The sequence below is a fragment of the Scytonema sp. NUACC21 genome, from assembly GCF_054684315.1.
This window is the reverse complement of sequence record NZ_BAAFZH010000074.1, coordinates 90,884-104,087: the sequence shown is the minus strand read 5'-3', so window position 1 is coordinate 104,087 and position 13,204 is coordinate 90,884. Positions and strand designations below refer to the sequence as shown.

At 43.2% G+C, this 13,204-nt stretch carries 10 protein-coding genes and 3 pseudogenes; 5 read left to right on the top strand and 8 right to left on the bottom strand.

Translation table 11 applies throughout. The annotated features are described in order from the left end of the window. A pseudogene (locus ACYRY3_RS15035) lies at nucleotides 1-583 on the bottom strand (hypothetical protein); the annotation flags it as partial. Nucleotides 584-728: 145 nt separating this feature from the next. On the opposite strand from ACYRY3_RS15035, the gene ACYRY3_RS15030 reads away from it, so the two are divergent. Continuing rightward, nucleotides 729-3,266, top strand: coding sequence for a dynamin family protein (locus ACYRY3_RS15030; RefSeq protein ID WP_460202444.1), 2,538 nt, complete (start codon nucleotides 729-731; stop codon nucleotides 3,264-3,266). A gap of 229 nt (nucleotides 3,267-3,495) precedes the next feature. Here the strand turns inward: ACYRY3_RS15030 and petA are convergent, their stop codons facing one another. Both petA and petC read right to left on the bottom strand, forming a co-directional pair. Then, the gene (gene petA, locus ACYRY3_RS15025; RefSeq protein WP_460202443.1) at nucleotides 3,496-4,497 is read right to left on the bottom strand and encodes a cytochrome f; all 1,002 of its coding nucleotides are present in this window, start codon (nucleotides 4,495-4,497) and stop codon (nucleotides 3,496-3,498) included. A gap of 126 nt (nucleotides 4,498-4,623) precedes the next feature. Next, nucleotides 4,624-5,163, bottom strand: a complete 540-nt coding sequence (petC, locus tag ACYRY3_RS15020) for a cytochrome b6-f complex iron-sulfur subunit (protein ID WP_460202442.1) — start codon at nucleotides 5,161-5,163, stop codon at nucleotides 4,624-4,626. A 224-nt stretch (nucleotides 5,164-5,387) separates the two neighbouring features. On the opposite strand from petC, the gene ACYRY3_RS15015 reads away from it, so the two are divergent. Continuing rightward, entirely contained in the window at nucleotides 5,388-5,696 is a 309-nt protein-coding gene (locus ACYRY3_RS15015; protein ID WP_460202441.1) for a DUF3067 family protein, read from the top strand. Between the two features lie 126 nt (nucleotides 5,697-5,822). Here ACYRY3_RS15015 and ACYRY3_RS15010 read toward each other — a convergent pair whose 3' ends face one another. The 3 genes from ACYRY3_RS15010 to ACYRY3_RS15000 all read right to left on the bottom strand — a co-directional run bounded on the left by ACYRY3_RS15010 (nucleotide 5,823) and on the right by ACYRY3_RS15000 (nucleotide 8,256). Beyond that, nucleotides 5,823-6,779 carry a heme o synthase gene (locus ACYRY3_RS15010; RefSeq protein ID WP_460202440.1) on the bottom strand — a complete coding sequence of 319 codons (957 nt, stop codon included), beginning with the start codon at nucleotides 6,777-6,779 and terminating at the stop codon, nucleotides 5,823-5,825. A 311-nt stretch (nucleotides 6,780-7,090) separates the two neighbouring features. Next, nucleotides 7,091-8,032, bottom strand: coding sequence for a COX15/CtaA family protein (locus ACYRY3_RS15005; protein ID WP_460202439.1), 942 nt, complete (start codon nucleotides 8,030-8,032; stop codon nucleotides 7,091-7,093). Between the two features lie 59 nt (nucleotides 8,033-8,091). Next, the gene (locus ACYRY3_RS15000) at nucleotides 8,092-8,256 is read right to left on the bottom strand and encodes a hypothetical protein (RefSeq protein WP_460202438.1); all 165 of its coding nucleotides are present in this window, start codon (nucleotides 8,254-8,256) and stop codon (nucleotides 8,092-8,094) included. A 270-nt stretch (nucleotides 8,257-8,526) separates the two neighbouring features. On the opposite strand from ACYRY3_RS15000, the gene ACYRY3_RS14995 reads away from it, so the two are divergent. Both ACYRY3_RS14995 and ACYRY3_RS14990 read left to right on the top strand, forming a co-directional pair. After that, nucleotides 8,527-9,609: a cytochrome c oxidase subunit II gene (locus ACYRY3_RS14995; protein WP_460202437.1), complete on the top strand. Its 1,083-nt coding sequence runs from the start codon at nucleotides 8,527-8,529 to the stop codon at nucleotides 9,607-9,609. A gap of 88 nt (nucleotides 9,610-9,697) precedes the next feature. Continuing rightward, nucleotides 9,698-10,537: pseudogene (locus ACYRY3_RS14990) on the top strand (cytochrome c oxidase subunit I); the annotation flags it as partial. A gap of 54 nt (nucleotides 10,538-10,591) precedes the next feature. Here ACYRY3_RS14990 and ACYRY3_RS14985 read toward each other — a convergent pair. After that, nucleotides 10,592-11,074 (bottom strand): annotated as a pseudogene (locus ACYRY3_RS14985) (REP-associated tyrosine transposase); the annotation flags it as partial. Between the two features lie 237 nt (nucleotides 11,075-11,311). Here ACYRY3_RS14985 and ACYRY3_RS14980 point away from each other — a divergent pair. Next, nucleotides 11,312-11,506, top strand: coding sequence for a hypothetical protein (locus tag ACYRY3_RS14980; protein WP_460202436.1), 195 nt, complete (start codon nucleotides 11,312-11,314; stop codon nucleotides 11,504-11,506). A gap of 5 nt (nucleotides 11,507-11,511) precedes the next feature. On the opposite strand, the gene ribBA is transcribed toward ACYRY3_RS14980, so the two are convergent. Then, entirely contained in the window at nucleotides 11,512-13,200 is a 1,689-nt protein-coding gene (gene ribBA / locus ACYRY3_RS14975) for a bifunctional 3,4-dihydroxy-2-butanone-4-phosphate synthase/GTP cyclohydrolase II (protein ID WP_460202435.1), read from the bottom strand. Nucleotides 13,201-13,204 lie beyond the last annotated feature (4 nt).

Here is a 13,204-nt window from a genome sequence, read left to right as displayed (position 1 = left end):
GGCTAACGTCTTGCAGTTGCATCGCGGAGCGGAAGCGGTTCATCGCTTGAATAAACAGCCCATAAGCCCGCACCAATACTATGCGATGTTGTTCAAACTTGATATCTTGGGCGATGTGCTCAATGATTTGCCTGATTTCGGCTCCTTGGTCTTTGAGCGCTTGTTTCAAGTCAATGAAGCCGTTTTTAACTTCTAGCCTCAATTGCTGTACTTCTTGTCTCAATTTAAGTGTTTGGTGTAAATTTACCGCTGTCAATGCAACAGCTGCTACTGTTCCGACACCAATTAGGGCTGTAGTTGCTTGTAGCACTCCCAAGCTTGTTTGAATAGTTTCCAAGCCATTCAGTACTGCAGTAAATCCTTTATGTGTTTGATACATTTGAACTCCTGCAGTTACAAACTGAGAAGCCGCTATCAGGGGAGATAGGGGACTATTGTTGACCGTGAAACCGATAGCATGGGCAGCGAAGCGTCCGGTAACTGCATCTTTAACCATGCTAATCGGCACTCCATTGCTAATGACTTGTACATATTTACCAGTCTCAAGACCAGCTTGAATTGCAGGAGCAAATTGGAACAACATATTTCTACATGACTGAAAGCTAATTTGTTCGAGCTTAGCTAGTTTCAAAAGGTAAAACTAACCGTATTTACTCGGGACATTTGGTTAAACTTTGACTAAATTTGGGCATACTAAATCCAGAAGTTGCGAGCGATTGACAGATTTTATGGATACTTCACTCATTAGTTCTGAAGCAACAGATTTATTGTCAAGCATTACCGGGCAAAAGCTGAACCAACGAGATCTCACACCTCCCATAATATTTTTAGCAAATTTGGTAACGGTGCTAATTGGAGTCATGTTTGTAGATGGTACAGTTGCAGAGGAGGAGAAACATCGTCTACTGACAACACTTTACCGATTTAGTCTTCAAGACAGTGATGTACGTCGGTTAACACATTTAATGATTAAAGGCGTCAGAGAGAATCAAGTTTATAAAAAAATTAATGATTTACTAAAGCTAGCATCTCCACTATCAATATCAGAAAAGCTTTTATTAATTAGCTTTGGCTATCAAATGTCAGCCGCAGATGGCGAAATTAACTTACGGGAGAAAAAATATTTGGAGATAGTAGCCAAAAGATTAGATATTAATCCACTATATTTAACAGTTTTAGAGGCAGCCTTCACTCATCAAGAAAATGTCAATTTGAGCATTTTAGACGAAATGCATCTTTTACTTAATCCTGCTTGCTTCCACTCATTGGACGCTGTATTTGTGAAAGCTGCAAGCGATATGCTAGCATCTCTACCTACTCAATCTAAAGACAAAGCAATTCAACAGCAAACAATTATCTCCTATGGAGAGTTGAAAAAGTTTCAGGAAGAATGCCAAAAACTAGATGCTTTTTGTTGTGATATTTTTCAGATATTGCAAGATTGTAGCATACGCGGTTTTCTACCTATTACTTTTTCAGAAGAACTAAGCGAAGTCTCTAAGAAATTACAATTGCAAAAATTCCGACTAGCAGTTATAGGAGAGTTTAGTCAAGGAAAATCGACTTTACTCAATGCTTTGCTAGGTCAAGAACTTCAACCAGTGAGGGAAATTCCTTGTAGCGGTACAGTAACAGTTTTGAAATATGGAACTCAAAAGAGAGTTATTTGTCGCTATAAAAATGGGCAAGAGGAAGAAATCCCTGTTGAGCAGTATCAGCACAAAGCAACTATTTCAGAAAATGCTGCGCTTGGCTGCCTTGGTGATGAACTAGCACATTTAGAAATTGAAGAAATTGTGTTTGAGCATCCAGATTTAGAATTGTGTAGCAACGGAGTGGAAATTATAGATTCTCCGGGTTTAAACGAACATCCAGATCGCACTGCAATTACGCAAAAACTCCTTAAAGATACAGATGCAGTTATTTTCCTAACTAACGCTACACGTTCTCTCACTCAAGGAGAACGCGATCTGCTTCTAGATTTGAAAACACAACTAAATGGTGGAAAGGAAAATGAGCCAGCTGATAATCTTTTTGTAGTGTGCAATTTTATGGATTTAGTGCGTACAGAAAAGGGGCGCGAGCAAGTTCAACAGCGTATTGAAAGGTTTGTCAAGGGTCAAGCCCCTATTGTTGCTGGCAATAGCCGTGTTCATTTTATTTCTGCTCAAGCTGCAGCAGATGCAATTTTTACAGGAAATGAAAACGAATATCTAAAAGCTTTTCAAGGCTTTACTCAATCTCTTGAGAAATTTTTAACTCTTGAGCGTGGGACATTAAAAACCAAGCGACTTGCTACTGAGGTTCAGAGGTTGATTCAAAAGTCTTTAGATGGGCTGCATCAAGCTGAAGATACTTTAAATGGTAAGGTCAAAATTTCTGAAGCAGAAAAGCTAAAAATACTAGAACAAATTGGAGAAGCTAGTGGACGTGATGTCAGAATTCGTATACTGGCAAATCAAATTAGAGAGCAGGCGTTTGAGCAAGCGGTTGAATCTTTAGGTGAGTGGTATGAAGGTTTAGGCGATCGCATAGCTGAAAAAAGTCAACAATGGTATTCTGAACACAGCCCTGTATGGAGCCAAAACAAACTTATTCAAGATTACATCAATCAGTTTATTAGAGATTTATCACGAGAATTAGATGACTGGGGCAACAAACAACTTAAAGATATCATCTTACAAGAAAATCTCGAAATTTTAAATACTCATATTGATTATGAGCTAGATGCTATTAAAGCTAAGTTTACTAATTTGGAACAGCTAGTCAAAACTAACTTTAGCGAGCAACTTCAAATTTCAATTGACGGTATAACAGATGATTTTATGGGCTTGGGAGGAATTGGAGGTGGTCTTGGAATAGGCGGTGCTTTAGCGGCTGGATTAATAGTATTTACGGGAGTAGGATTAATTGCGGTGATTGTCACTGCTGTAGCAGCTGCAATTGCTAGTTCATTCGGATTGGGAATGTTAGACGTTGATGGGTTACACAATCAAGTCAAACAAAAAGTTTTTGAAATAGGATTTGAAAAGTTTGATAAGTCAATAGATGAAGTTATCGCTAAACTTGACGAAATCCTTTATTCAGTATTTGATAGCCGAGTAGAATCAGCAAGTCGAGTGATTGTACAAGCAATAAAACTTTATGAACATTTGATAGAACAGCAGGAAAGAGTACATCAAGAAACTTTAGAACAACGTGAGTTGGAAAAAGCGTGGATTTACCAAAAACGCCAAGAACTTGAGAGAATGCATTTCGGAGTTTGAAGGAAGCACTTCTTAAAGGATGTTTGAAAAATATATTGTTAAACATCGCAAATTTTCTCGACCTAACCTCCCTGCCCTCTGGCCCTAATCCCCATTCCCTATGAAGAAATAGGGGTTTCAAAGCCTCTCTCCTTATAGGAGAGAGGTTTGGAGAGAGGTCTAGAGTAAACTTTAAAAAAAAAGACAGGCGTTTTGCCTGTCGCAGTAACTGATGATTTGGCTCTAAAACTTAGAAATTCATTTCAGCAGCCTGAACTTTCTCAACCTGCTTCTTCTTGAGAACGAGCATAGCTTGAGCCAACATAACAAGCGCAACGAAAGCAATCAACCACTGAATTCTAGAAGCATCTTGCAGAACAATTTCGCCGTCATCTTGACCGAACCCACCAACGTTGGGGTTATTTGTCAAAGCGTCACCAGATTTAACTGCTTGTCCTTCAGAAACAATGAGTTCTGGTCCGAGGGGAACTGTATCTACTACTGCTTCCCCAGATTCGCTTTGGATGCTGACTTCGTACTTGGTGTTACCGTCTTCATCTTCTACTTTGGCAATCTTGCTAATGGTGCCGGTTGCAGAAGCGGTGTAAACGGCATTATTGCTCTTTTCACCAGTGGGGTAAACTTGTCCGCGACCTCTGTTTGCACCTAGGTGAACGGCATATTTACCAAAGTGAATGTTTTTATCTGTTGCAGGGTTAGGAGAAAGAACGGGGAAAACAACTTCCTGATATTGTTCGCCGGGTAGTGGTCCGACAAGGACGACGTTTTCCGAATCTTCTTTGTAGGGTTGGAAATAAACGTCACCGATTTCTTCCTTCCACTCTTCAGGGATGCGGTCTTCAGGAGCAATCTTAAACCCTTCGGGAAGCATCAGCACAGCACCGACGTTTAAGCCAACTTTGGAACCATCCGCGCCTACCTGTTGCAAGCTGGTGTCGTAGGGAATTTTTACCACGGCTTTAAATACCGTGTCAGGCAGAACAGATTGGGGGACTTCTACTTCTGCTGGCTTCGCCGCTAGGTGACAGTTAGCACACACAATCCGCCCTGTTGGTTCGCGAGGAGTTTCGGGGTAGGTTTGCTGCGCCCAAAATGGATATGCTGAAGCGGCTTGAGGAAGGGCTATATCGCTGGTGAAGAAAAATGTCACTGTAGCGATCGCTACGAGTAATGTTCTCACAATTACTCTAGCACTGCGAGTTACACTCGCTGTTGTAGAAGCATTTCTCATCTCTATAAGGACAACAAAGACGACGATGGTTAATAGTTATGAGTCATTTGTCATTCGTCATCAGTCAAGAATTAAAAAAGAATACTTGACTAAGAACAAAGGACTAAGGACGAAGGACAAAAATTTTTATGCCCACCAAGGGTTTTCACCGGTGCGGAAGTCTGTTTCAGTCCAAGGAGTGAGAACGATGTTGTCCTCTTCTACCTTCGCATGGCTCAGAGCCAGAGATAACGGTGCTGGACCCCGGACAACCTTACCTGTAGCGTCGTACTGGGAACCGTGACAGGGGCATTTAAATTTGTTTTCTGCCGTGTTCCAAGGAACAACACAACCCAAATGGGTACAAACGGCATTGATACCGTAGTCGCCAATCGCCTCTTTGCTGTCCACCACAATATAGGTGGGATCTCCTTTAAGTCCCTGAACGAGAACGCGATCGCCCACATTATGGCTTTCTAAAAACTTGCTGATGCTGACATTGTTACCCAGTTCGTCTTTTGCAGTTGTTCCACCACCAGCTCCACCAGTTGCTGGGGGAATAAAATACCTAACGACGGGGTACAAAACTCCCAAGGCGACTCCGGTTACAGTTCCAAAAGTCAAAAGATTCATGAATTGACGTCGCCCCATATCGGGAACGTCCACTGATTCAGAAAATTGAGCCATAACCTACGCGTTCTTTGTGTATGTTGTTAACAAATGTGACGTTTTTACTCAATTGCGTTCCCCATAAAGTAGGGAATCAATGCTCGCCAACGATGCCGAAACTTGCTTTACTAAAGATGTTTCCAGCATCTTTCTTAGTAGCATTACATTTCTTTATAGTCCTATCATACTTGAGTAATGGAACTTAACATCATAACTAAATGTAAAAATCTGTGAGAAAAACTATGACAGGACAAGAGTTACACCAACTGTTGCTTGAGAAGTGGGGACGCTCATACGATGTGCAGTTACGTCGGACACAAGGTAAAATATTTCTACAAGTCATGTGGAAATACTTAGAGCAAGCTTCCTTTCCATTAAGTGAGGCTGAATACGAAGAGCACCTGAACAGCGTTGCCAGTTATCTCGATAATTTAGGCGGAGCGACACAGGTGCAAGCGTTTATTCGAGAAACGCGAGAACGCCCGCGCCTTGGCAAAGCTGTGAGCATTCCTCTGGATTTGGGTGAGCGTGCTACAGAGTGGTTAGTGTAATCAACCAGTGTTGAATTGACAACTTATTGGCAACAAAACAAAATGGTTTTTAAACATTTTCATAGCAAGCGCGATCGCACTCCCAGGAAATTGATAATGCGATCGCGCTTAATCCCAAACTAACTTTTAACCTACAAGTAGATGCCACTTATCGACAACAGCATGAATAACATGATGGGTGATGGGCAAACTATCAATAACCATGCCAAGGCACAACAGCATCATGTAAGAAATGGAGAAGAGAAACAAGCCTTTAGCTAATGTACGATCTTCTGGATTCTGCAACAATTGCCAAGCTTTGTGAATAAAAATAGTTCCCAAGGACAAAGCAATTGCCCCATAGACAATTCCACTCTGGTGTAAAGGATAAACCAGTAATATTGTTGCTCCTACTGTTACCAGAGTGTAGTACCAAATCTGCTGGACTGTTGGTTTTGTGCCAGCAACCACTGGTAGCATTGGTACGCCAACCTTTGCGTAGTCATCCCGAATCATTAAAGCGAGAGACCAAAAGTGAGGTGGTGTCCATAAAAAGACGATCCCAAAGATGAGCCATGCTCCCCAGCTTAATGTCCCAGTTACAGCCGCCCAACCTACCAAGGCGGGAATTGCCCCAGCTGCCCCACCGATAACAATGTTCTGGGTACTGTGACGCTTAAGTAAATGGGTGTAAATCAGTACATAAAAAACAATACCAGACATTGCTAGCAGAGCCGCTAGTAGGTTAGCAAAAACGGAAAGTAAGGTGAAGGAGATGACAGCAAGTGCAAGAGCAAAAATCAGAGCATCTCGGGGCTGTACTTTACCTGAAGGCAGAGGACGATGTCGCGTCCGTTCCATGTCATAGTCGATATCTCGGTCATAGACACAGTTTATGACCTGAGCGCTTGCAGCTGCCAAAGTGCCACCAGTAAGTGTGACTAGCAACAGCAATGGGTCTACTTGCCCCTTAGCTGCGATCCACATACTCCCAGCTGTAGTAATGAGTAACAAGGGAATAATTCTGGGTTTTGTCAGCTGGTAGTAGCTTTGAATAACTTGTAGAAATGTTTGGTGGTGGCGAGAGACATTAGTCTCGATCATTTTGGCAATTTTTCCTTATTTTTCAACGAATTGATACGCTTCCCATGCTCAAATTTAAGAGTTGGCATTTTAAGATTGAGGAGCTTTACGATTTCAGAATCATTAGTTACTAGCAGCCGTATTAATTTCCCGATACGCACAATAAAATCACCCCAATCCTATCCCCTACCTGTTAGCAAAAATGTAGCCGTAAGTAGGGAGGGGTTTTGCGAAAATAATCGAACCTGAGGTAATGTTGATGATTCCTTTTGGCAACCAATAATTAACAGCTCATAACTAACCATCCTCAATCCAAAATCCAAAACCTCAAATCAATTAGAGCTAAGCGAATGTGTGTAATCACGGCTAGCAGCCCAATCACGCAGTGCTAAAACTGTGAAAACCACCAAACTACCCAGCAAAGTGGCTCCTATGGCTTGGTGGGAGACAGTGAGGGGTTCAACTTGGAGATGCAACCGAAATGTGGCAAGTCCCAAAAGAAGTTGTAAGACCAATAATCCACCAGCCAAATTTGCTAACCGTCGTAAAGCAGGATGCAATGCTGGTGTACGCCAAGAGAGAAAGACCACTGCCAACGTCGCGATGGTTGGCGGCACCAAGCCTAAAATATGGCTATACATTACGGCACAAAGTTGAGAGGTGCCAAAACACTGGTGTAATGCCCAGCGAGAGCCTACTAAGGCACCTAGTATACTCTGCAGATATACTAAAACAGCTGCAGCTAAACCTACCCAAGGTAGTTGACCAACGGTTCCTGTTCCTTGGTAAGGGGTTAGTGTAGTACCGATAACCAACAGGGTAGTGAAAAACAATAGTGCTGTTCCCAAGTGGGCAGTGACAATATCAAACCGCAAAAGTTCTGTCACGGTAAGTCCGCCCAGTACCCCTTGAAAAACTATCAAAAACAAAGCAAATGTGGATGCCCAAGGCAGCCATTTTGGTAGGGAGTGACGGTGCCACCAGGATAATGCAACAAGTGCGATCGCGCTGATACCAATTAATGCTGCATCCAGCCTGTGAAACCACTCCAAGAATACTTGAAAATTCATCTGCTTGGTTGGCACTAATTCTCCGTAGCACAAAGGCCAATCAGGGCAAGCTAGTCCAGCATTCATCACACGGGTGGCACTGCCTATAGCCATCAAAATCAAGGTGGCGACACACATTCTCCACACCAAGCGACGAATTCGGTCCTGTGGAACCCGTTGAGGCGCAGTCGTTATATTTTGTTGTTCTAGGACAAATTCGCTCATGAACGATACCTTCTGCCCACTTTTAAGAGCTATCTACGTTCCAAGATTTTGTGATTTTGTCAGTACTGAACGGACACATTGCTTCTATCAAGGTACGCCTCGAAGTTTTGGGCAGCAGAAATTTCCCATCGGAATTTTCTTTCGCCTGCAAGTGTCCCACCCATCTCCACCCTAGCGTAGAAATTCAAAGGATAGCGATCGGTTATGACTATACTGTGAATCACATAAGCCACTTTTTGCCTGAAGCTTTAGGGATTTTTCAAGTTGTCAGGCTTTTGAGATGGTATTTATTCTAAATCCTTGAAATTTCTCCCCCTTACTGGCATCCACCCTTTGGCACATCTGATGATTACTTTCTGTTCAGGTTTGGAAAAAGAGCCTAAAAATTAATAAAAATTTTAGCCTCTTGCCCTCCATGTCTCTTAGGCTGGACTAGTGTAGTAAGTGAGTATAGTGCTCAATCCAACGTAAAGTCATTAACTTCAGTATTAACCGTGAAAATTCCAAGTTCAATCTGGACGTTACTCATTGGCATTGTGCTGACTCTAGTCAGTCTGTGGTATGGTCAAAATCATAATCTCCTGCCAACAGCAGCCTCAGAGGAAGCTTCTCTAGTAGACGGTTTGTTTAACGCAATGATGACTGTCTCTATAGGTATCTTTCTGTTGGTGCAGGGTGTTTTACTATACTCAGTCATTAAATATCGCCGTCGTGCAGGTGATAATTCAGATGGTCCGCCAGTTCATGGAAACGTACCATTAGAAATCCTGTGGACAGCTATTCCTGCTCTTATCGTTATTGGTATATCTGTTTACAGCTTTGACGTATACAACGAAATGGGTGGCTTTAATCCCCATGCCGCCCATGAGCCTTCCATGAGCCCACAAGCAATGAAAATGCCTGGGGCAGCAATAGCGGCAACTTTATCTGATAATCCTCTAAGCACAGACCCCAACTCAAATCAAGAAAAAGCTGCTGAGGCAATGGAAGATCCAGCCACAGCCGCAATACGTAATTCCGACCAAATTCCTCAATTGCGGAATGCTCCTGGTATAGGAAGTGTCGCCCCCACTATCGGACCTACACCCGGAAATGAAGGCAAACCACCAGCACTTGTGGTAAACGTTACAGGTTTGCAGTATGCTTGGATATTTACCTATCCAGAAACTGGTATTACTAGTGGTGAACTCCACGTTCCCATAGGACGTGAAGTTCAGGTAAATCTGTCGGCAAACGATGTGATTCACGCTTTCTGGGTTCCAGAGTTCCGCCTAAAGCAAGATGCGATCCCAGGACGGCAAAGCGAAATTCGTTTTACACCCACTAAAGAGGGTGAGTACCCGCTGATTTGTGCTGAATTATGCGGTCCTTACCACGGTGCTATGCGGTCACAAGTTGTTGTGCAAAAGCCAGAAGAGTTCCAACAGTGGCTGCAAGAACAGCAAGTTGCTAGCAATGAACAGCTAATGCAAGCAGTGGCTGTGAATTCTGCTGAATTATCTCCTTCAGAATTCCTTGCTCCTTACACTCATGAAATGGGCATTCAGCCAGAACTACTACACCAAATTCACAATTAGTCATCCGTCATGTGTGATTGGTCATTAGTCATTCGACAAATGACCAATCACACCGGACAAATGACACTGGACAAACAGAAGATTTTCTATGACACAAGCCCAAATTCAAGAAACAGCCAATATTCCTGCTCGGATAGAGGAACCAGGACAAAGAAACTGGCGAGATTACTTTTCCTTTAACACCGACCACAAGGTTATTGCAATTCAATACTTGGTTTCCACGTTCATTTTCTACTGTATTGGTGGCGTGATGGCTGACTTGGTTCGCACGGAACTGCGAACTCCAGATGTGGATTTTGTCACCCCAGAGTTGTACAACAGTTTGTTCACTCTGCACGCCACAATCATGATTTTTTTGTGGATTGTGCCAGCAGGTGCGGGATTCGCTAACTTCCTGATCCCCTTAATGATTGGGGCAAAAGATATGGCGTTTCCACGCCTAAACGCTCTTGCTTTCTGGATGGTTCCTCCTGCAGGAATATTGCTGATTGCTAGTTTAGCGGTGGGCGATGCACCAGATGCAGGTTGGACTTCCTACCCTCCCTTAAGCTTGGTTACGGGTCAAGTTGGAGAGGCAATCTGGATTATTAGTGTCCTTCTGTTAGGAACATCCTCAATTTTGGGGGCACTGAATTTCCTCGTCACTCTCCTCAAAATGCGTACTCCAGGCATGGGTTTCCATCAGATGCCCTTGTTCTGTTGGTCGATGTTTGCCACTTCAGCATTGGTTCTCGTATCTACGCCCGTGCTTGCAGCAGGGCTGATTTTGCTGTCCTTTGACTTACTTGCAGGAACAACGTTTTTTAATCCGACTGGTGGAGGCGATCCCATTGTCTACCAGCATATGTTCTGGTTCTACTCCCACCCAGCAGGTTACATCATGATTCCCGTAGGTTGGGTTGAGGAACGAAACCCAACACATCGCCGATTTCATACCTGTAGGTTGGGTTGAGGAACGAAACCCAACATCATGTAAATTTCTATAGATCCCCTTCTGAACATAACGATGAAAACTAGAATATTCCCAATCCTTGGGTGCCAGAACTAATCCATGCTTCACAGGATTGTAATGAATGTATTCTACATGATTGATAAAATCTTTTTCATCTCGTATATGATGTTCCCAAAAGCGACGTTGCCAAACAGCCTGCTCCTTTTTCTTTTTTCGAGATATCGATATTTCACCTTGATAAATACTTGTGCATTGATGACTGAAATAACTTTTGATTAATCGCCAACGTGTAGAAAAGTTACTATCCCCTTTTGGTAATGTCCAAATAGAGTGAATATGTTCGGGTAAGATAACGATCGCTTCAATTTTAAAAGGATGTTGCTGCATCACGTATCGAAAAGCATTCCTTAGCAGGAAAATATTCTGTGGTTCACATAAAAACTTGCGTCTTTGGTGAGTCACGATAGTAAAAAAGTATGTGCCTCCGTCAACTTTGAATCGACGATATTGCATTTTTTGTTTTAAATCTGAGTTTAGACAATTGATAAACCTTAGAGGAGCGAGTGGTAGAATTACCCTGATTTTAATCTGTTTTCCTTTGAGCCAAAACCATTCCACATCAGGGAAGTATTTCAAAATTATCGGGTTGATTTTGCTATGAATAAAACAGTAATGATACTGAAGATCGAACTTACGCAAAAACTAGGGTGATATAAGAAAATTTCATTGAAATTTGCTGTGTGTAGTTTCGTGACTCAACCCAACCTACGTTCATCCTTTGTCATTAATTGTGTGTTGGGTTTTGTGCCTCAACCCAACCTACGTTCATCCTTTGTCATTGATTGTGCGTTGGGTTTCGTGCCTCAACCCAACCTACGTTCATCCTTTGTCATTGATTGTGTGTTGGGTTTCGTGCCTCAACCCAACCTACGTTCATCTTCGTAATTTATTCAAACCAACCTACTCAAGCTGTAAATCTTCTGTGTAACTAACTGTTCGCAACAAATCGATGAAGGCAATGTACCGGGGGGTAATGTTTGTCGATCTAATTGCACTTGCAGGTTACTCATGGGGTCAATGCCAGAAGAAATTAAAAATTCTAGCTTTTGGATGTAAGGCAGACCTAGCAAGCTGTCCAAAATTTCGGACATTGCTTGTACGTAAGGGTGCCCTTTCTCCTTGTACCAATCGGGTGCTGCGACATTGGCTTGGTCAAAACCCAGATGTGCAATTAGGGATGGTTCATCAAAGAGGGCAATGGCTACCGGTCGTGCTTCTTCCTGCAATAGTAGATCGTGACTTTTTGCGAGATGCCGCAGTTTTTCCAAGCGATCGTAACGTTCTGTCACTGCTTTCGGGTCATCTTGCCAGTGAAGTGCCACTGTAACTAGATAAGTTTGTAGCAACATATGACCCAGCTTTTTCGCTTTTGTGGTTAGGTAGTAGGAATTGTAGTCGTTTGCCTCTATAAGAAGTGGCACGCGGTCTACAACTTCTAGACCGTAACCTTTTAAGCCTGCAATTTTTCGTGGATTGTTTGTAATCAAGCGAATTTTATGTACGCCCAAGTCCATCAGCATTTGTGCGCCCATACCGTAGTCTCGCAAATCGGCGGCGAATCCCAAACGCTGATTTGCCTCCACGGTATCCAATCCCAGGTCTTGCAAGGAGTAGGCTTTCAACTTATTAACTAATCCAATTCCCCGTCCTTCCTGTCGCAGGTACACAACAACGCCCTGACCTGCGTTTTCTAGCATTTTTAGCGCTGCTTGCAGTTGCATCCGACAGTCACAGCGTAAAGAACCCAAAGCATCTCCGGTAAGGCATTCGGAGTGCATCCGCACCATAACGGGGTTGTCATCAAATTCTGCAGGATTACCCTTGACAATAGCAACGTGTTCTGTGTTGTCTAGAGTGTGTCGGTAGGCGTAAATTTTAAAGTGACCGAATTGGGTGGGTAAATCAGCGACTGTTTCCCGTTTGATGAGGCGGTCGTGCTGAAGACGGTAACTAATTAGATCGGCGATAGTGATAATTTTTAGATTGTGCCCTCTGGCGTACTCAAATAGCTGCGGTAACCGTGCCATGGAGCCGTTTGGGTTTTGAATTTCACAAATCACCCCAGCTGGATATAGTCCAGCAAGTCGGGCTAAGTCAACGGCGGCTTCGGTATGCCCTGCGCGTTTGAGTACGCCTCCTTCTTTGGCACGAATGGGGAAAATGTGACCGGGACGACGCAAATCTGACGGTTTTGTACTTGGGTTGATAGCAACCTGGATAGTGCGGGCGCGGTCTTCTGCTGAAATGCCTGTAGTGACTCCCAGTTCCGGTCCGGCATCAATACTGACGGTGAAAGCAGTTTGGTTAGGGTCTGTAATATTTGTCACCATTAGTGGCAAGTCGAGCTCGTCTAAGCGATCGCCCATCATTGCCAAACAGATGAGACCCCGTGCTTCCACTGCCATAAAATTAATTATGTCGGGAGTCGCAAATTGGGCAGCGCAAATTAAGTCGCCTTCATTTTCTCTGTTTTCATCATCTACTACCACGATAAGGCGACCGGCTTTCAGGTCTGCCAGAGCGGTGTCAATCGAATCAAATTTAAAACCTTGGGTTGAAGTGGTACTATGCTGCGACACAGGC

Excerpts from the sequence above, each read along its gene's own strand:
- ACYRY3_RS15030 (WP_460202444.1), top strand. The coding sequence starts at position 729 with ATGGATACTTCACTCATTAGTTCTGAAGCAACAGATTTATTGTCAAGC.
- petA (WP_460202443.1), bottom strand. The coding sequence starts at position 4,497 with ATGAGAAATGCTTCTACAACAGCGAGTGTAACTCGCAGTGCTAGAGTA.
- petC (WP_460202442.1), bottom strand. The coding sequence starts at position 5,163 with ATGGCTCAATTTTCTGAATCAGTGGACGTTCCCGATATGGGGCGACGT.
- ACYRY3_RS15015 (WP_460202441.1), top strand. The coding sequence starts at position 5,388 with ATGACAGGACAAGAGTTACACCAACTGTTGCTTGAGAAGTGGGGACGC.
- ACYRY3_RS15010 (WP_460202440.1), bottom strand. The coding sequence starts at position 6,779 with ATGATCGAGACTAATGTCTCTCGCCACCACCAAACATTTCTACAAGTT.
- ACYRY3_RS15005 (WP_460202439.1), bottom strand. The coding sequence starts at position 8,032 with ATGAGCGAATTTGTCCTAGAACAACAAAATATAACGACTGCGCCTCAA.